The following is a 17,462-nucleotide window of genomic DNA, read 5'->3' as shown; positions in this document are numbered from 1 at the left end:
CTCCTCAGGATGAGGAAACCTTCACCCCATCGCCCAGCCCCGGCAAAAAAAAGCCGCCCGGACGAACCGGGCGGGGGAGGAAGTTTCACACCAACACGCGGAGAAGAGTGAAGAGAACCGCGTGAAGCTCTATGGCGCTCAGAGCGTGGCTCCGGCCGCGAAGCGCGGGATCACCGGGCCGCCGATCTCGACGCCGACGCGATTGCCCGACGGGCTGAAGAAGAACAGCAGGCCGCCGAACTGGCTGTCGGTGTCATAGGCGAGGTCCGACAGGCGCTCGATGTCGAAGCGGGCGTCCTGGACGACGACCGTCACATCGCGCGTCTCGCCGGGGGCGATCGGCGTCTCGTCGCTGACGGCGAGGCCGCGATCGGCGAGCAGATATTCGGGGAACTGCGGCTTGACCGTGAACACTGCGGGGTTGAGGAAGCGCAGGCCCGCCGTGGTGAACTCGCCGATCTTCACCGGCTCGGTTCCGCTATTGGTGATGCGAAGCTTCACCGACAGCTCGCGGCCCGGCACAGTGTAGGAGCCGCCCTTGAATTGCGCGGTCACAGTGGCCGCCGGCAGAGCGATCGGATCGATGCCCTTGAGCAGGCCCGCCTGCATCGGCAGAGTGCGCGGGAAGGCGCTATTGGCCCAGGCGTAGCCGAACAGAACCGCCAGCAAGGTGGCCGCCAGCCATAGGCCGCCGATGCGCTTCTCGCGGGTGGTGATGAGCTCATTGGCCTTGCCGGCCTTCACCCACCAATAGCGCACGATGAGGCCCTTGGTCATGAACCAGTAGAGGATCCAGACCGCCGCGGCCGCCATCCAGGCGAAATGATAGATGTAGGTCCAGGTGATGCCATAGGTCTCGAGATCGATGGTCGAGCCGTCGAGCAAAGTCACCGGATTGGTGAAATTCGCCATGTCGCCCTTGATGGTGATCCACTCGCCGGGGCCGACGATGGGTCCGCCGCCTTCGACGTTCATCTGCACATGGACGTGGAAACGCCCCTGCCGACGGGCTTTGAGCACGAGCTTATACTCATAGTCCTTGCCGACCTGCAGAGAGAAGGAGCGCGGCGCCGGCACGTCGCCGACATAAGCGCCCTTGCGAATGAGCACCGGGCCGGGCTCGCCGACGTTCAGAAAGGCGACGTCCGGCTTGGCGACGGCCTGCGGCCAGCCGGAGAAGACGTGCACCTTGCCCGAGAGCACCATCTCTTCGTTGACGTTGACCTCGGTCTTCGACCATTTCACATCGTACCAGTTGAGCGTGCGCATGCGCAGAAAGGCCTGCTGCGAGCGTTCGCCATGCGCCGATGCGGGCGTCGCCGCCGGCAGAGTGGTGGCGGCGATCGCCGCGGCGAGGCCGAAGGCCAAGGCGCGCAGCGCCCGCGGCCTCACGCATCCCGCCAGTGTCGCGAGGAGCTTGTTCATCATTTCGATCGGTCTCCCTTGTCCTTGTTTTCTCGGCCGCGCCGTCATTCGCAACGGGCCTCTTGGATTTCTTGCGATGTCTCGGCGAAGCGGGCCGCAGGTCCGCCTCGCGCTCGCGAATATTTGCGGGATCAGATGTCGTCGACCTCGATGTATTTGGTGTTCGTGAACCAGGTGCCGATCTTCCACCACAGGAAGTAGATCAGCATGGAAATGAAGGAGGAGAAGAAGGCCGCGACCGGAACGACGTCCTTGCCGAAGGTGCGCAGCGTGCCGCGCTCGACCATGCGGATATATTCCGGCGTGCCCGTGCGGACATAGTTGAAGCCGATGAGATCGGCGAGCGTCAGCAGCACGCCGTCGATCTCGGCGGACTGGTGATATTGCGCCAGCACCGGCCAGTTGATCGGATAGAACAAGAGGCCCCAGCCCATGGAGCCGACCAGCGCCGTCACCAGCCAGCTGCCCGACATCATCAGCACCACATCGAGCCAGAAGCCCATGGGGATGAGCGCCGACGGGAAGACCAGATTGATCGGGAAGAAGGTCCAGCCCCAGAAGTTGTCGTAGCGATTGATCCATTCGCCGGTGAGCAGCGCGAGGCACGCGACCGTGGCGCCGATCGGCAGACGGAACTTCTGCCACAGGAAGGATTGCACCGCGGCGGCGAAGCACATTGCGACGATAGGCGCCACCGTCGGCCACATGCGGCGGTCCTTGAAGTCGATCCAGAAGTCCCAGTCGCCGGCGAGCAGCATATAGTGGATGTGGAAGGATCCGAGCACCACGGCGAATAGCACGACGAGGAGAATCCAATCGGTCAGCATCACGCAGCCGAGAAACTCCTCCTTCGATTTCCATGCCTTGCCGGCTGGAGCGCCGGCCTCTGTGGAAATGGACATTTCGTTCTTGCTCCTTGAGATTGTCGCCTCCCCGGCGCATCTGCGCCGGATATTTCTTTTGCTTGCTCCGCCTCCGCCGCGACCGCGCGCGAAACGCGGTCGCTTTGCCGAGGAGGAGAATGCGCGAGAGCGCGAAGGATCAGAGAGAGAGCGCGTCCTTCTCATATTCCTTGGAGAGCTCGATCACGCGATCGAGCACCTGGCAGGCCGTGCCGAAGACGGCGAGCGCGAACCAGCCGAAGAACACGAAGCCCCAATGCAGCGGCGCCGTGAACAGCTCTTCCATGAACCAGAAGGTGTGGCCCCACTCGTTCAGGCCGATGTTCGGGAAGATCATGAACGGACCCGCGAAGAACAGCAGGAAGGGCAGCGAGATCTTGTTCGCAAATTGCGGAATGCGCGTGCGCGCATACATGAAGGCGCCCCAGCCGGCGATGATGTAGATCGGATAGCTGAGGTAGAACTCCAGAATATGGCTCGGCGTGAAGTCGGTGTCGCGAATGACCGTCTGATGCCAGGTGCCGTCCTGCTCGGTGAAGTAGGAAGCGCCCCAATAGACGGTGAAAGCGTAGATCGCGAGCCAGCCGATCAGCGTCAGCAGACGGCGCATCTCCTCGCGCGGCGTGACAGCGTCGATGTTGCGGTCGCGCGTTTTCCAGAGATAGCCGCCGATGCCGCAGAAGGCGATGAATTCGAGCGGCAGCTCCGTCCACATGAGATTCAGCCAATAGGTCTGAAACTCGGGCGCAAAAGAATCGAGACCCGCTTTCCAGCCGAAATACTGCTCATAGATGCGGATCGTCACATAGAACACGAAGAGACAGATCATCGTCCAATATGCAGGCCAGTAATTGACGATGGTGTCGCTCTCCGCGGCTCGGACGGATCCGGCCGCTTTCTCCGTTGTCAGACTCATTGTCGGGTTCCTCCTCTTTAGAAGTCATCGGTTCGAAAACGGTCTCCCGCCGTTCCGAATGACGTTTCGTCTCCCCGTGCCGCGGTCGCCGCGAAGGCCATCCCAGCAGCCTCGCGACGCCGCGCGCGACGTTCGGCGCATGCGGCGGACGCCGGAACTATTTCGGCGCCGCGCCTCTTTGCAGTAGAGCCCGAAAGCTCTTTGCATGTCGGAGCCTATCATGCCGCGCTCGGCGCCTGTCAATTGATCATAAAGAATACATATGCGACATTATGCTGCATATACTGCAGTATATACTTATATAGTGCGATAATATGATATTTACATATTATAAAAAATGAGACACTCGCGGATAATGTCACTTTTTACGCTGCACTTTTGAATGATACGAATTACAAAATATGAGATTATCCCGTATTATTAAGTACTGCGACATTGTGCCGCCTGCATATGCTTGTTGTGACTCGTGGCGTCTTGGCTCAAAAACAGAGCGTGCGCCGCCTTCGAGACGCGGCGTGGACCAATTTTAAAAAACGGGAGGAGAAAGCTCGAATGCTGCACAAGGTCGAAGAACTCAAATGGGTCGTGCTGTGGATCCTCGTCACGGTCTTCGTATTCGCGATCTTCATTCCGACGGTGAACAGAGCGCTCAATCTCTGATCCTGCGCGCTGCGCGCTCGCCGCACGCAAAGGTCGGCGCAGGCAGGGAAAATCCGCCTGCGCCGAAACGGCGGGAGGTTTGCGCGTGGAGCGAATTGGTCTATATCCGCCGCGGCTCGAAACCGTGGGCGGCGGGATGGATCATACTTTGACGACGACGATTCTCTATGACGACGACGAGATACGGGTCATCTGGGCTCCCGCCGATTCGAAAATCGTCTTGATCACTTTCGGCGATGCGATCACGCCGGCCAAGGGTCATCGTTTTTTCGCCGATACGCCTTTGCGAAAATCGGGAACTTCGGCGATCGGCGTGATGGCCAAGCGCGCCAATTGGTATCCGTCCGAAAATCTCCGCAGAGCGTCGCAGATCATTTTGGAGACGATCGCGGACTATGAGACGCGTGTCGCCTATGGCGGCTCCATGGGCGGCTATGGCGCGGTGAAATTCTCCCGTCTTCTCGCCGCCACACATGTCATCGCAATGTGTCCGCAATGGTCGATCGATCGCGAGGAATGCGACGGCAGAGACCCCGGCTGGCAGCAGGACTTCATCCCCTTCATGCGCGGCATGGCGATCCGCGCCGCGGACGTCGCCGGCGATGTGTTCATATTCGCCGACTCCTATAATGCGATCGACGATTTTCACTGCCGAAAGATCGTGGAGAACTACCCCGACGCGCATTTCATCAAGGTGCCGAGAGTGGATCACCATGTGACCACTGTTTTCGCCGGCGCCGCCAATCTGCGCGCGCTCATCGACGGCGCGCTAACGCGCGACATGGCGGAGCTGCGCAGAATCGCGCGTCAGATTCGCAAGAGCCATTGGCGCTGGCAGACCCGCATTCTGCAATATGCGATGCGCCGCTTCCCGCGCCTCGCCGCCTCCTATCTCGCCGGCTCCGACAATCGCGAGCTGCTGCGCGAGAATTGGCGCTATTTCCCGCAGCTCATCAGCCATATCGCGGAGACGGCCGGCGCGCCGCGCGCGGTCGCCTTCTATGAGGAACATGCGTCGCTGATCCCCAGCCCCGCGGAACGTCTGCTGATCGGCGCTTTTCTCACCGGCGTGACCGGTGCGCGCATCGCCATTGCGACGACTCATGACTCGTCGTTGGTCTATGACGTCTCCGAGAACAGAGCGATTCACAAGGCCGGGCCGCTCGCGCCGTGGGAATTTCTGGTCGAGGCCGAATTCCACGGCGCCGAGGTCACGCTGCTCGCGACCATCGGCGGAACGAGGTTTCCACTGTCCGTGGCGGAGGATGGATCGCTCGCCTTCGCGAGCAAAGGGCGGCGGGAGGGCATGACCTTCGAGTTCCTTCACAATGAGGACGACGAATTCGCCATTCGCCACAACGCCAAATATCTCTCCGCCAATCCGGCGAGCTCGGTCGCCTGCGATCGCGACGGTCCTTACAAATGGGAGATGTTTCGCTTCCGGCCGTTCGGCGGGCCGAGCGCTCGGTAGAGCCGATTCGCGCGATCGAAGCGCGGCGTGCGGCGGCCCTCTCGGCGCTCCTCGTGAAATCGACTACGTACGGATACGCACTCCACTGAATTGGCGAGAGTCTACGCTGCGACATTATGTAGCAAGACTGGCTCTATTCGATTCTCGGCCGTCATTCTTGCTATTTTGAACTATTCCAATTCCGTGAAACATCATCGAAACACATGGTTTACTAGGGTTTTCGCGCCTGCGCCCCGGCGCGGACGCGGGCGCGCTCGCGCGAGAGCCGCAATTCGGCTCCACAGGCGCGCGTGGACTGTGCAAAATCGAACATTGTCTTCGGTTTTGAAATCATGAGAAAAAAGGCCCTCGCGGAGCCGCGCGGCGATACGATCGGCGCGCACGACGCGGAGGTTCAGTCTGCACGAGGAACGCCTGGAAATGAGCGGAAATGTTCTCGATCCCGACCATCCCCGCCTGGCCCCGGCGCCCGAACGCAAGCTCGAGACGTCGATTGGACGCGAGAGACGCAGCCGGCGCCCGGATGAGAATCGTCATCGCGAGGAGGTCATTCGCGAGGTTCTCACGCGTGAGGGCGAGCGCCTGTCGCAGGAGGTCATTCGCAAGCTGACCAGCGATCTCGGCGTCAGCCGCGCCACCGCCTATCGCATGATCAAGACCTTCCGCAGCTGTGGCGCCGTCACCGCGCCTATGACGCGTCCGGTCGGTCGCCCCAAGGGCGCGCGCGTGCTCGATTCGGCGCGCGAGACGCTCATTCGCGACACGATCGAGACCTTCTATCTGCAGCCTTCGCGGCCCAAGTTCAGCCAGCTGGTGCGCGAGATCGCCAAGCGCTGCCTGAAGGAGCGGCTGCCGGCGCCCAATTGGCGCACTATCAAGGCGCGCGTGCACGATATCGACATTCAGACGCGGGCGCGGCGGCGTAGCGAGACCGAGTAGAACGAAAGCGGCGGCGAGCAAGGTGCGGAAGAGATCAGAGGCCACACGGCCGCTCGAGGCCGTGCAGATCGATCACGCGAAAGTCGACGTGATGATCGTCGACGAAGACTCCGGCCGCGAGTTCGGCCGGCCGTGGATCACGCTCGGCGTCGACGCGCTCACACGAATGGCGACGGGCTTTCACCTCGCGCTCACGCCGCCGACGCGGCTGTCGGCGAGCCTCGCCATTCTCCACTCCGTCTGCGACAAGACGCGCTGGCTGAACGAGCGCGGCGTCGATTTCGATTGGCCGGTCGTCGGATTGCCGGAGGCGATCCATGTCGACGCCAACAGCTTCTTCGGTCGCCGCGCCTTCGTGCGCGCCTGTCGTGAAATCGGCATAGAGACGGTCTGGAGCGAGCCGGCGAGCGCACGCTATGGCGCGCACATACAGGAGCTGATCGGAAGCCGATTGGGCTGCGTTCCGCTCATCACCGATGTCGGCCCCATGGAGCGCGGCGAGCGCGACCTCTATGTCGGGCCGCATGCGCAACGTCTCACGCTGCGCGAGCTCGACAGCTGGATCGGCGCAGAGATCGCCGGCGTCTATCATTGCCGCAAGCATCGCGATCTCGGTCGCGCGCCGCTGACGCTGTGGCGCAAGCATATGCGCGGCGATCTGCTGCGCCTGCCGCTCGATTGCGTGAGCTTCCGCCTATCGCTGCTGCCGGACGACGAAGGCGTGCTGGACGAGGACGGACTGCGCCTGCACGGCCGCCTCTATTGGTCGCGCGCCATCGCCGATGATTTCGCCGCCGGGCGCAAGCGGCTCGAGGCGCGCTATGATCCGAATGATCCCTCGCGCATTTTCGTCTGTCGCCCCTCTGGCCGATTCGTAAAGGCGCGCGCAATGGACACATGCGCGCTGACGATCACGACGGCGATGGAGGCGCCGCCGCCGTTCGACGTCGAATTGTCCGAAGACACGATCAGCGCATCCGTCGTGACGAGCACGACCGCTATCCCCTGCGCGCGCAAATGCGTGATCGCCTGCCCTTTCCTGCCCGTAGAGCGCCGAGCGTAGAGACTGGACTAGCTCTCGCGCGCCAAGCCTGTCCCGCGCGCGCCGAGCAGCCCCGACGCTACGGCGCGCAGCTTTTGGCCGAGGAGCGCGGCGAAGCTCACGCGCGGCGGCCGATCGTAAGCGGCCTCGAGATGCGACGCCACATCGCCGAGCGGACAGCCGTCGCCATGACGATCCAGCGCCTCGAGCACATAGCGATATTTTTCGTGATTGGTCATGGACAGCACGAATTTCTCGAGACTGCCCCAGCTCAGCAGATGCTCGCGCCGAACCGGCGTTCCGCCGCGCGCCATGCGGAAGGACACGGCCAGACGATCGCATTCGCGATCCTGCGTGCGATGAAAGACATCGCCGCGAAACAGCAGCAGATCGCCCTCGGCGAGTCGTGGCGTTTCGGCGATCGCTTCGACGTCGAAATCGAAAGCGTGCTTTTTCCCCGTGTCGCGAACGAGAACCGTCGTGGCGCCCACTTCGCGCTTCAGCGACATGGCGCCTTTTCCGACCGTCAGCCGATGCGCCTCGGGCGCCGCCGCCGCGAGACGGTCGAGCGCCGCCAAGGTCAGCCCTGTCTTGTTTGGATCGGGCTTGGCGATGGGAATGAACATGTGAAGATAGTCCACATGGTTCTCGCCCCACAACCACCAGCTGTCATGGTCCTGATGCCATGCGTCGGTCACGCCCGCCTTGGCCTTGCACGACGACCAATAGACCGCGCCGCTCAGCATATCCGCTCGCGTCTCGCTGCCCGCCGCCAAGGCGCGGCAGACTTCCAGCAGACGCGGCTTCATCGCTTTCGCGCAATCGGGCGTGACGTCCTTCACGCCATAGAAGCGGAAGCTGACGCGCGAGGCATCATCGAAATCGCGACGCAGCCGCCCGATCTCTTCTCGGGAGAGAAAGCCGGTGACGGCGACAAATCCCTTGGCGCTATATTCTGCGATCTGATCTTCGGAAAGGATCGACATGCAGCGGCCCAGCTTTGAAATATTGGGTAAATTCTATCTTCGCACGGGGCCGCGCGTCAATCGCGCGCGCCGCGCGACGCACGGCGTCTTCCTTCCCGCCAGCGACCGACAGTCAGGCTTCTCTTCGCCGCCAGCGGATGAGCCCCGCCGTCGAGCCGTCGAGCCCCGCGAGCGGCGCGGTCTCGCTCTCCACGATCGGCGCCAAACGATTGGCGAGCTCCTTGCCGAGCTCGACGCCCCATTGATCGAAAGGGTTGATGTCCCAGATCACCGATTGCACGAAGACCTTGTGCTCATAGAGCGCAACGAGGCGCCCCAGCGTGCGCGGATCGAGCCGGCGATAGAGCAGCACGCTGCTCGGCCGATCGCCGGTGAAGACCTTGTGCGGCGCCAGCGCTTCGACGCGCGCGGCGTCTAGCCCCGCGGCGGCGAGCTGCGCTTTCGCCTCGGCGAGCGTGCGCCCGCGCATGAATGCCTCGCTCTGCGCGAGGCAATTGGAAAAGAGCAGCGCGTGATGATGCGCATCGGCGTCGATCGGCTCGGCGGCGATGAGGAAATCGATCGGCGTGACGTCGGTTCCCTGATGCAGCAGCTGGAAAAAAGCGTGCTGGCCATTGGTCCCCGGCTCGCCGAACACGATCGGCCCGGTCGCGAATTCCACGACGCCGCCGTCGCGCGCCACCGATTTGCCGTTCGACTCCATGTCGAGCTGCTGCAGATAGGCGGGAAAACGCGCGAGGCGCTGGTCATAGGGAATGATCGCCTGCGCCGCCCTGCCCTCGACGTCGCGATGAAACACGCCGATCAGCCCCATCAGCGCCGGAATATTGCGCTCGAGCGGCGCGCTGCGAAAATGCTCGTCCATGTCGAAGCCGCCGCGCAGAAATTCCGTGAAATTCTCCGGGCCTATGGCGATGACGAGCGAGAGGCCGATGGCCGACCAGATGGAATAGCGGCCGCCGACCCAATCCCAAAAGCCGAAGACGCGCGAAGGATCGACGCCGAACTCCGCGACCTTGTCGAGCCGCGTCGACACGGCGGCGAAATGCGCGGCCACCGCCGCCTCGCCGAGGCGCTCCACGATGAAAGCGCGCGCCAGCGCGGCATTGGCCATGGTCTCTTGTGTCGTGAATGTCTTGGAGGAGACAATGAACAAGGTGCGCGCCGCATCGAGGCCGGCGAGCGTGTCCGCCATATCGGCGCCGTCGACATTGGAGACGAAATGCGCGCGCGGGCCGCCTTTGCCGAAAGGCGCGAGCGCGCGCGCGGCCATGGCCGGGCCGAGATCGGAGCCGCCGATGCCGATATTGACGATATCGGTGAAAGGCGCGCCGCCGGCGCCGCGCAATTCGCCCGACCGCAGCGCGCGCGCAAAGGCGTAGACCTTCTCGCGCTCCGCCTCGACCACGCCGCGCACATTCTCGCCGCCGACGATGAGAGGGCGATCCGAGAGATCGCGCAGCGCCCAATGCGCGGCGGCGCGGCCCTCGGTGAGATTGACGGGCTCGCCGGCGAACAGCGACGCGCGCGCGCCCTCGAGATCGGCGGCGCGGGAGAGATCGACGAGCAGACGCATGGTCTCGCCGTCGATCCGATGCTTGGAGAAATCCAGCAGGAAATCATCCAGCGCCACCGAGAATTTCGCGAAACGATCGGCATCGGCGGCGAATAGATCCAGCGTGCGCGACGCGCGCAACGCCCGCGCGCGATCCTGCAGCGCCGCCATCGCTTCGAGAACGCGCGGACGGGACATTCGATCTCCTCCCGGGACGACGGCGACGCTCGCGGTCTCCGCCTCGCTGTTTTCTTTAGCCGATCCGCAGCGAATGCGCGCGCTCTGCAGCGCAACGATTTTCGCCGGCGCGAGATTAGAGCGCTTTCCGATCGAACGATATCGCTCGATCGATCAGAACTCACTCCAAAACTGAGACTCTAGAGCCCTCTCCGCTCCGATTGGATCGGAGGCTCTCATGCGAATCACCCAGCCTTGTCTCGGCAGAGATATACGTCTGGTTGCTTTCTGACTGTATTATGACAGTTACATGTGTGATTTATCTCGTTCGGATGACATGGCGGAGGAGCCTTGGTGCGGCAAATTCCTTTTCTGGATGTGCGAGATGGCGGTCCCATCGCCCATGCGGCGGCGCGTATCGCGGCGGCCGAGGCGCTGCGCGACGCCTGTCTCGCGCCCATGCCGCGCTGGGGTCACGTCTGCCTCGCGCCGCTCGATCGGCTGGCGCGATCCTGGCTGCAGAAATCCGACTCCCGCTATTTCGAGGATTTGGAGCGCATCGCAGAAATATTGGGATTTCACGGCGCGGCGACGCTCAACATGTCCTATCTCTTCGCCTGCACCACCCAGGCCTTTGTCGCGCCCGACGGCGCTCCGACGATTCGGCGCTCGCTCGACTGGCCCTTTCGCGGCCTCGGCCGCGGCGTCGAGATCGCCTGGGCCGCCGGCCCAGCGGGCGGCTTCTACAATGTGACCTGGCCGGGGGCGATCGGCGTGCTGACGGCCATGGCGCCCGGACGCTTCTCGGCTGTGATCAATCAGGCGCCGATGCGCCGCCGCATCGAAGGCGTCGCCGCCTTCCCTTATGATTTCGCGCTCAATCTCGCCAATGCGCTGAAATACGAGACCGGCTGGCCGCCGGATCATCTGCTGCGCTACGCTTTCGAGACTTGCGCGACATTCGAAGAGGCGGTCGCTCTGCTCGCGCGCGAGCCGCTGGCGCGGCCCGTGCTGTTCACGCTGACGGGAACGGCTCCGCATGAGATCGCGCTGATCGAGCGGACGGAGCGCGAGGCCCATGTGCTGCGCGGTCCCGTCATCGTCGCCAATGATTGGCAGCAGCCGCGCGCTGGCTGGCGCGGCCGCATGGGGCCGGAGAATAATGAGGCCCGCCGCGCGCTGATGCGCGAGACATCGGCCAACGCGGCGCCCTTCGCCTGGGCCATTCCGCCCGTGCTCAATCACACCACGCGCCTCGTGGTCGAGATGAGTTCCACCCACGCGGATGGTCTCGCCGCGCGCGGCTATGAATGCGCGCCATGGCGCAGCCTGCCGGAGCCGGCGACGATGGATTTCCGCCTCGGCGACGGCGCAGCCGCCCTTGCGGCATGATTGTTACTTCGGCGCTGCGGCGCGGCGCAGCCGATCATTGATCGCCTCGCCGAGCCCATGCGCCGGAATCGGCGCCACGGCTACGGCCGTTGCGCCGCGGGCGTCCAGCTCGCGCAAATAGAGGAAGAGATTGGCCGCCGCCTCCTCGAGATTGGCGGAGGGCGATAAATCCAGCAGGAGTCCCACCCCTCCGCGCTCGGCGAGACGGCCGCCGAAATCGAGCCCGGCCTCGCCCTCGCGCAGCTCTTCGGCCTCGAGCCGCAGCCGCGCCGATGGCGCATAATGGGAGGCGGTCATCCCCGGCGCGACGATCGCCGCCCCTCCGCCCTCGCCCTCCAGCGGCGCGCCCAAAAGCTCCTCCAGCGCCTCTCGCGCCAAGGCGCCCGGTCGCAGCAGCCGCGGCCGCGCGCCGAGAAAGGCGACGATCGTCGATTCGACGCCTTTGTCCGCGCGTCCGCCATCGATGACGAGATCGACCCTCGCGCCGAGATCCTCCAGCACATGCTCCGCCGTCACCGGGCTGACATGGCCGGAGCGATTGGCCGAAGGCGCCGCGATCGGCCGCCCCGCAGCCAAAATCAGCGCCCGCGCGACCGGCGCCGACGGCGCCCGCAGCGCCACGCTCTCGAGGCCGGCGCGCGCGAGCTCGCAGACTGAGCCGCCCGCCGCCCGCGGCGCCACCAAAGTCAGCGGCCCGGGCCAAAAAGCCTCGGCGAGCCGCAGCGCCGCCGGCGGCAGCTCCGCCTCCCGCAGCGCCGAATCGATATCGGCGACATGGGCGATGAGCGGATTGAAGCTCGGCCGTCCCTTGGCGGCGTAGATTTTCGCCACCGCCGCGGGCGAGGTCGCATCCGCCCCGAGCCCATAGACCGTCTCAGTGGGGAAGGCGACGAGCCCGCCCTCGCGCAAAATTCGCACGCCGCGTTCGATCGCCTCCTCCCCGGCCGGCGCGCGCCGCGCCGCGCCGTCCTCGCTCCGCGTCATCGCGCCCCGCCATAGGGCGGCGCCGGAATGGCGATATGCGCGGCCCGCAGCGCCCGCGACCAGCTCTCCCGCAAATCCCGGAAATAGGGATCAGAACCGTCTATGCGCGTCGAGACGTCGGTGCGCAGCGCGTCACGGCGCAGCAGAGCGATATCGACCGGCAGGCCGACGGAGAGATTGGAGCGAATGGTCGAATCCATGGAGATGAGCCCGATCTTGAGCGCATCGAGCACATCGGTGTCGAAGGAGACCGCGCGGTCGAGGATGGGCTTGCCATATTTGTGCTCGCCGATCTGCAGATAGGGCGTGTCCTGCGTGCATTCGATGAAATTGCCGGCCGTATAGACCATGAACAGCCGCAGCTGGCCGTTGCCGATCTGCCCGCCGAACAGCAGCGAGACATCGAAGCTGACCCCCGAATCCTCCGCCCCCTCCCCCGCGATGGCGTGCGAGCGCCGAACGGCGCGGCCGACGAGCTGCGCCGCCTGCAGCATCCCGCGCGCGTCGACGAGGCGCTCGATCTCATGAGTCTCGGGATTTTCGAGCCCCTCCGCGAGCAGAGTGACCGCGCCCTGAGTGACGGAGAGATTTCCGGCAGTTGCGAGCATCATGACGCGCTCGCCCGGCTGCTCGAAGACATGGAGCTTGCGAAATGTGGAGATATTGTCGAGCCCCGCATTGGTGCGGGTGTCGGCGATCATGACGAGGCCGCCGCGCACGAGAATGCCACAACAATAGGTCATCGCCGCTCCGATAGCTCTGGCCCGGCTCCGACGCCTGGCGCGTCCGGAGGGCGGGCGGCGCAACTTAGCGCATCGCAAGGGATTTGGTCGCGCGAAATTCAGCCGGCGCCCAATTTTCGATCGGACGTTGCGGCGCGGCGCGAATCCGCTATAGGAACACTATTCCCGGCCGAAACGGCGGCTGGGCCGGTAGCTCAATGGTTAGAGCCGGCCGCTCATAACGGTCTGGTTGTAGGTTCGAGTCCTACCCGGCCCACCAATGAAATCAAATGGATAAGATTCGAAATTGAATTCGGTGGCCTTGATGGTCCACCGATCCCATGCGGCGGTCAGAATCGCTCCAGGACGTGAACCCGAGTAACGCCCGAGGATGAGGAACCGGCAAAGGCGCCGCAGCGGGCACGACCTGTCTCTCCGGCCAGGCTCTTGTACCCGCAAGAACTGCATAACCTAATGCAGCCGTCGCCCAAAACAGTCGACGGACCGCACTCCTTGGACGCGAGCTTCACTCGGGAGACAATTTCTTGGTGGCGACGGCGTAAAGGACATTCGTCTCGATCGAAGTCGCACCGCTCGCGCGCAGGAGAGACAAATTTGTCTCTCTGACACGCGAAAAGGTCTCGGGATCGAGTTGCGCGAGTGTCCCGCGATAGCCGCTGCCCATCGCGATCACCCACCAATCATCCGGCGACTGTAAGGGGTGACGGCCTGCTTCAGCCGCTATGTCGGCGTCGCTCACGCCTGCGGCGGCCAGCATTTCTTGCAGACCCACCGGTTGGGAAATACGGTCCCAGGGATTGAAGCCCCGAAAGAGATCGGGGCGCTCCTGCCGTATCGCGTTCCAGAAGGCGCTGTTCGCGGGTTCGAACAGATCGGGTCCCCAAGTCGTGATGGCGAGCCGACCGCCCGGACGCACCATGCGCCACAGTTCCCGGACCGCCCCGGTCATGTCGGGCACGAAAAAGACGCCGAACACGCAAATTACCGCATCGAATGCGTCGTCCGGATAGCCGAGGGCGAGCATGTCGGCGACGCGGAACTCGATAGTCGCGAGGCCCTTGCTCTGCGCTTTCGACGCGGCCAATGCGATCAAGCGTTCGGCGAGATCGACGGCGATCACTCTGCCCTTCGGTCCGACGCGCTCGGCGGCCGGTAAGGCCGATCCGCCGCTGCCCGAGCAGACGTCGAGCACACATGCGCCGGGCCGAAGATCGAGACGAGCGACGGTCTCTCGTCCGAAGCGATGCCAAAACGAGCTCACGGGGTGGTCGAAATAGTCGGCGGCGGCATTGTAGGCGGCGGCGGCTTTCGCCTTTGCTGCTTCTAATTCGTTCATCCGATTTCCCTGATCTCGCTATGCGTCGCTCACGCGCGCGAGGACACGCCGGCGTTCTCGTACCATGTCCGCGAGCGGCGGACGATATGGACGACGGAGAGCATGACCGGCACTTCCACCAGCACGCCGACGACGGTCGCGAGCGCCGCGCCCGATTGGAAACCGAACAAAGCGATCGCCGTCGCGACTGCCAGCTCGAAGAAATTGCTGGCTCCGATCAGCGCCGAAGGGCCGGCGACACACCATTCGACGCCGAGGCGGCGATTGAGCAAATAGGCGAGGCCGGCGTTGAAATAGACCTGGATCAAGATCGGCGTCGCCAAGAGCGCGATGACCAATGGCTGACGCATGATCTCCTCGCCCTGCAGGCCGAACAGAATGACGAGCGTCAGCAGCAGCGCGACGAGCGAGAGCGGGCCGAGCACGCGCAGCGTCGCTGCCAACACCGCCGCGCCGCCCTTCGCCAACAGCGCGCGCCGCCAGAGCTGCGATGCGATGACCGGCGCGACGATATAGAGCGCGACCGACAGCAGCAGCGTGCCCCAAGGCACGGTGATGGACGACAGGCCGAGCAGCAGAGCGACGAGCGGCGCAAAGGCGACAATCATGATCGTGTCGTTGAGCGCGACTTGCGACAAAGTGAAATGCGGCTCGCCCTCGACGAGGTTGGACCACACGAACACCATCGCCGTGCAAGGCGCCGCCGCCAGCAGAATGAGGCCGGCGATATAGGCGTCGATCTGATCGGCCGGCAGAAAGGGCCGGAACAGATGCGCGATGAACAGCCAGCCGAGCAGCGCCATGGAGAAGGGTTTCACCAGCCAATTGATGCCGACGGTGACGGCGATGCCGCGCCAATGCTCGCGCACTCGGCCGAGCGCGGCGGGGTCGATCTTCAGCAGCATGGGGATGATCATCAGCCACACCAGCGCCGCGACCGGGAGATTAACTTGCGCGATTGTCGCTTCACCAATGGCGTGGAAAACGACGGGCGCCGCCTGGCCGAGCGCGATGCCGACGATGATGCAGAGCCCGACCCATAGAGTCAGATATCGCTCGAAAACGCCCATGGCGGGCGCTGCGGCGGTGCTTCGATTCGGCTCCGTGGCGGCCGGAGTTGCGCGCAGTTCCATCGGACTTCCTTTCGGTAGAATATCAGTCGGCTTCGACAGCGTGGCCCGCCAGCTCCTGAAGACGAGAAACGCCGACCGGCTCTTCCTTCAGCAGCGGGACGATCGCATAGCGTCGCGCATGCGTGGCGGCGACGGCGTCGATCTCGCGTATCTCATTGCGCGCGCGCTGACGGAGCAGCGGCGAATGCGGGCGCGCGGCGGCCACGCTATTGTTGATGATCCACGCCCAAGGCTCGATTCCGGCGCGCCGCAGATCGGCCTGAAGGCCGGCCGCCTCCAGAACGGGAGTCGTCTCGGCGAGCGTCGCCAGCAGAACCTTGGTCTGTTTCGGATCCTGCAATTGCATCATCGGCGTCGTGTAATGCGCGCCTTTGGCGTCCAATTGGCGCGCGACCTCGCGATGATAGGCGCCGGTCGCGTCGAGCAGCAGCAGTGTATGGCCGGTCGGCGCCGTGTCCATCACCACGAAACTCTCGCCCGCCTCGCGGATGATGCGCGAGAAGGCCTGAAACACGGCGATTTCCTCGGTGCAGGGCGAGCGCAAATCTTCTTCCAGCATCGCGCGGCCCGCGGCGTCCAGCTTGGCGCCCTTGGCGGCGAGGATCTCGCGACGATAGCGCTCCGTTTCCGCATGCGGATCGATACGGCTCACTTTCAAATGCTCCAATGATCCATGGAGCGTTTCCGCAAGATGCGCAGCCGGATCGGAGGTGGTGAGATGCACGCGCAGGCCGCGGCGCGCGAGCTCCACGGCGACGGCGGCCGCCAGAGTCGTCTTGCCGACGCCGCCCTTGCCCATCAGCATCACGAGGCCGTGACCGTCCGCCGCTATTGCGTCGACCAGCTCCGACAGGCTGGGCGCGTCGAGCGCGATCGGCTCGTCATCGCTCGCGTTCGCCGGCGACGGCGCTGCGACGAGCAATTGCCGCAAGGCGTCCAAGCCGACGAGATTGAACGGCCTGAGCGCGACGCGATCACAGGGCAAAGAGGCGAGCTCGGCGGGCAGCGCGCGCAACGCCGCCTGCTCGCGCTCATAGATGGCGGCGGCGAGCGCATCCTGCTTCGCCTCCTCTTCCGGCAGCAAGCCGTTGATGACGAGATATTGCTGAGCGATGCCGATCGCCGCCAGCTCTTTATGCGTGCGGGCGACTTCGGTCAGCGCGGAGCGCTGCGCGCGAGCGACGAGCATGAGGCGCGTGCGCGCGGCGTCGGCCAAGGCCTCGACGGCGCGGCCATATTGCGCGCGTTGCTTGTCCAACCCCGCCAACGGCCCGAGGCAAGAGGCGTCGCCCTTGCCGGATTCGAGGAAGCCGCTCCAAGCGCCGGGCAATTGCAGCAAACGGATCGTATGCCCCGTCGGCGCCGTGTCGAAAACGATGTGATCGTAATTCGCGGTGAGCGCGGAATCGACCAGCAGCGCGGTGAACTCATCGAAGGCGGCGATCTCCGTCGTGCAGGCGCCCGACAGTTGCTCCTCTATCCCTTTCACCACCGCGTCCGGAAGCAGGCCGCGCACCGGGCCGACGATACGATCGCGATAGGCCTGCGCGGCGGCCTGCGGGTCGATCTCCAGCGCCGACAGGCCCGGCGCGCCGGGAATGTCGGTCATCCGATTGCCGATGATCGTGCCGAATACTTGCGCCACATTGGACGCCGGATCGGTGCTGACCAGCAGCACGCGGCGCCCGGCCTCGGCGAGCGCGATCGCCGTCGCGCAGGCGATCGACGTTTTGCCGACGCCGCCTTTGCCGGTGAAGAACAGGAAGCGCGGCGGCTGCTCTAGGAATTTCATCACGGGCCT

14 protein-coding genes and 1 tRNA gene are annotated in these 17,462 nt (G+C 64.3%); 5 read left to right on the top strand and 10 right to left on the bottom strand.

The genetic code is table 11. The features are described 5' to 3' along the window. Positions 1–138 precede the first annotated feature (138 nt). The 3 genes from amoB to amoC form a co-directional block, all read right to left on the bottom strand. Positions 139–1,425: a bacterial ammonia monooxygenase, subunit AmoB gene (gene amoB / locus METLW3_RS0108440; protein WP_024879512.1), complete on the bottom strand. Its 1,287-nt coding sequence runs from the start codon at positions 1,423–1,425 to the stop codon at positions 139–141. A gap of 131 nt (positions 1,426–1,556) precedes the next feature. Beyond that, complete coding sequence (amoA, locus tag METLW3_RS0108435) at positions 1,557–2,327, bottom strand: bacterial ammonia monooxygenase, subunit AmoA (RefSeq protein ID WP_024879511.1); 771 nt, start codon at positions 2,325–2,327, stop codon at positions 1,557–1,559. Positions 2,328–2,466: 139 nt separating this feature from the next. Beyond that, positions 2,467–3,243 carry a bacterial ammonia monooxygenase, subunit AmoC gene (gene amoC, locus METLW3_RS0108430; protein ID WP_024879510.1) on the bottom strand — a complete coding sequence of 259 codons (777 nt, stop codon included), beginning with the start codon at positions 3,241–3,243 and terminating at the stop codon, positions 2,467–2,469. Positions 3,244–4,051: 808 nt separating this feature from the next. Here amoC and METLW3_RS26795 point away from each other — a divergent pair. The 3 genes from METLW3_RS26795 (at position 4,052) to METLW3_RS25340 (ending at position 7,376) form a co-directional block, all read left to right on the top strand. Continuing rightward, positions 4,052–5,374: a hypothetical protein gene (locus tag METLW3_RS26795; protein WP_157516540.1), complete on the top strand. Its 1,323-nt coding sequence runs from the start codon at positions 4,052–4,054 to the stop codon at positions 5,372–5,374. A gap of 420 nt (positions 5,375–5,794) precedes the next feature. Further along, positions 5,795–6,313, top strand: a complete 519-nt coding sequence (locus METLW3_RS25345) for a transposase (RefSeq protein WP_083967314.1) — start codon at positions 5,795–5,797, stop codon at positions 6,311–6,313. Between the two features lie 22 nt (positions 6,314–6,335). Further along, a complete protein-coding gene (locus METLW3_RS25340; protein WP_157516539.1) occupies positions 6,336–7,376 on the top strand; it encodes a Mu transposase C-terminal domain-containing protein in 1,041 nt (346 codons plus the stop codon). An 8-nt stretch (positions 7,377–7,384) separates the two neighbouring features. Here METLW3_RS25340 and METLW3_RS0108410 read toward each other — a convergent pair whose 3' ends face one another. After that, on the bottom strand, positions 7,385–8,341 hold the full coding sequence (locus METLW3_RS0108410) for a hypothetical protein (RefSeq protein WP_024879508.1): 957 nt from the start codon (positions 8,339–8,341) through the stop codon (positions 7,385–7,387). Positions 8,342–8,453: 112 nt separating this feature from the next. After that, positions 8,454–10,094, bottom strand: a complete 1,641-nt coding sequence (pgi, locus tag METLW3_RS0108405; RefSeq protein WP_024879507.1) for a glucose-6-phosphate isomerase — start codon at positions 10,092–10,094, stop codon at positions 8,454–8,456. Positions 10,095–10,427: 333 nt separating this feature from the next. Between pgi and METLW3_RS0108395 the strand changes: the two genes are divergently transcribed. Beyond that, positions 10,428–11,465, top strand: coding sequence for a hypothetical protein (locus tag METLW3_RS0108395; protein WP_024879505.1), 1,038 nt, complete (start codon positions 10,428–10,430; stop codon positions 11,463–11,465). Positions 11,466–11,468: 3 nt separating this feature from the next. Here the strand turns inward: METLW3_RS0108395 and METLW3_RS0108390 are convergent, their stop codons facing one another. Together METLW3_RS0108390 and METLW3_RS0108385 are read right to left on the bottom strand one after the other, a co-directional pair. Next, a complete protein-coding gene (locus tag METLW3_RS0108390) occupies positions 11,469–12,449 on the bottom strand; it encodes an L-threonylcarbamoyladenylate synthase (protein WP_024879504.1) in 981 nt (326 codons plus the stop codon). After that, positions 12,446–13,192 carry a peptidase gene (locus METLW3_RS0108385; protein ID WP_024879503.1) on the bottom strand — a complete coding sequence of 249 codons (747 nt, stop codon included), beginning with the start codon at positions 13,190–13,192 and terminating at the stop codon, positions 12,446–12,448. Before METLW3_RS0108385 ends, METLW3_RS0108390 begins: the two co-directional genes overlap by 4 nt. Positions 13,193–13,375: 183 nt before the next feature. Here METLW3_RS0108385 and METLW3_RS0108380 point away from each other — a divergent pair. Continuing rightward, positions 13,376–13,451: transfer RNA gene (locus METLW3_RS0108380), tRNA-Ile, on the top strand. A gap of 246 nt (positions 13,452–13,697) precedes the next feature. On the opposite strand, the gene METLW3_RS0108375 is transcribed toward METLW3_RS0108380, so the two are convergent. The 3 genes from METLW3_RS0108375 to arsA all read right to left on the bottom strand — a co-directional run bounded on the left by METLW3_RS0108375 (position 13,698) and on the right by arsA (position 17,453). Next, a complete protein-coding gene (locus tag METLW3_RS0108375) occupies positions 13,698–14,528 on the bottom strand; it encodes a class I SAM-dependent methyltransferase (protein ID WP_024879502.1) in 831 nt (276 codons plus the stop codon). Positions 14,529–14,557: 29 nt separating this feature from the next. Further along, on the bottom strand, positions 14,558–15,598 hold the full coding sequence (gene arsB, locus METLW3_RS0108370) for an ACR3 family arsenite efflux transporter (protein ID WP_024879501.1): 1,041 nt from the start codon (positions 15,596–15,598) through the stop codon (positions 14,558–14,560). Positions 15,599–15,683: 85 nt separating this feature from the next. Then, the gene (arsA, locus tag METLW3_RS0108365; protein WP_024879500.1) at positions 15,684–17,453 is read right to left on the bottom strand and encodes an arsenical pump-driving ATPase; all 1,770 of its coding nucleotides are present in this window, start codon (positions 17,451–17,453) and stop codon (positions 15,684–15,686) included. Positions 17,454–17,462 lie beyond the last annotated feature (9 nt).

It is taken from the genome of Methylosinus sp. LW3, assembly GCF_000527115.1.
Lineage (GTDB): Bacteria > Pseudomonadota > Alphaproteobacteria > Rhizobiales > Beijerinckiaceae > Methylosinus.
The sequence above is the reverse complement of the archived record's forward strand: the minus strand, read 5'-3'. Positions and strand labels throughout refer to the sequence as shown.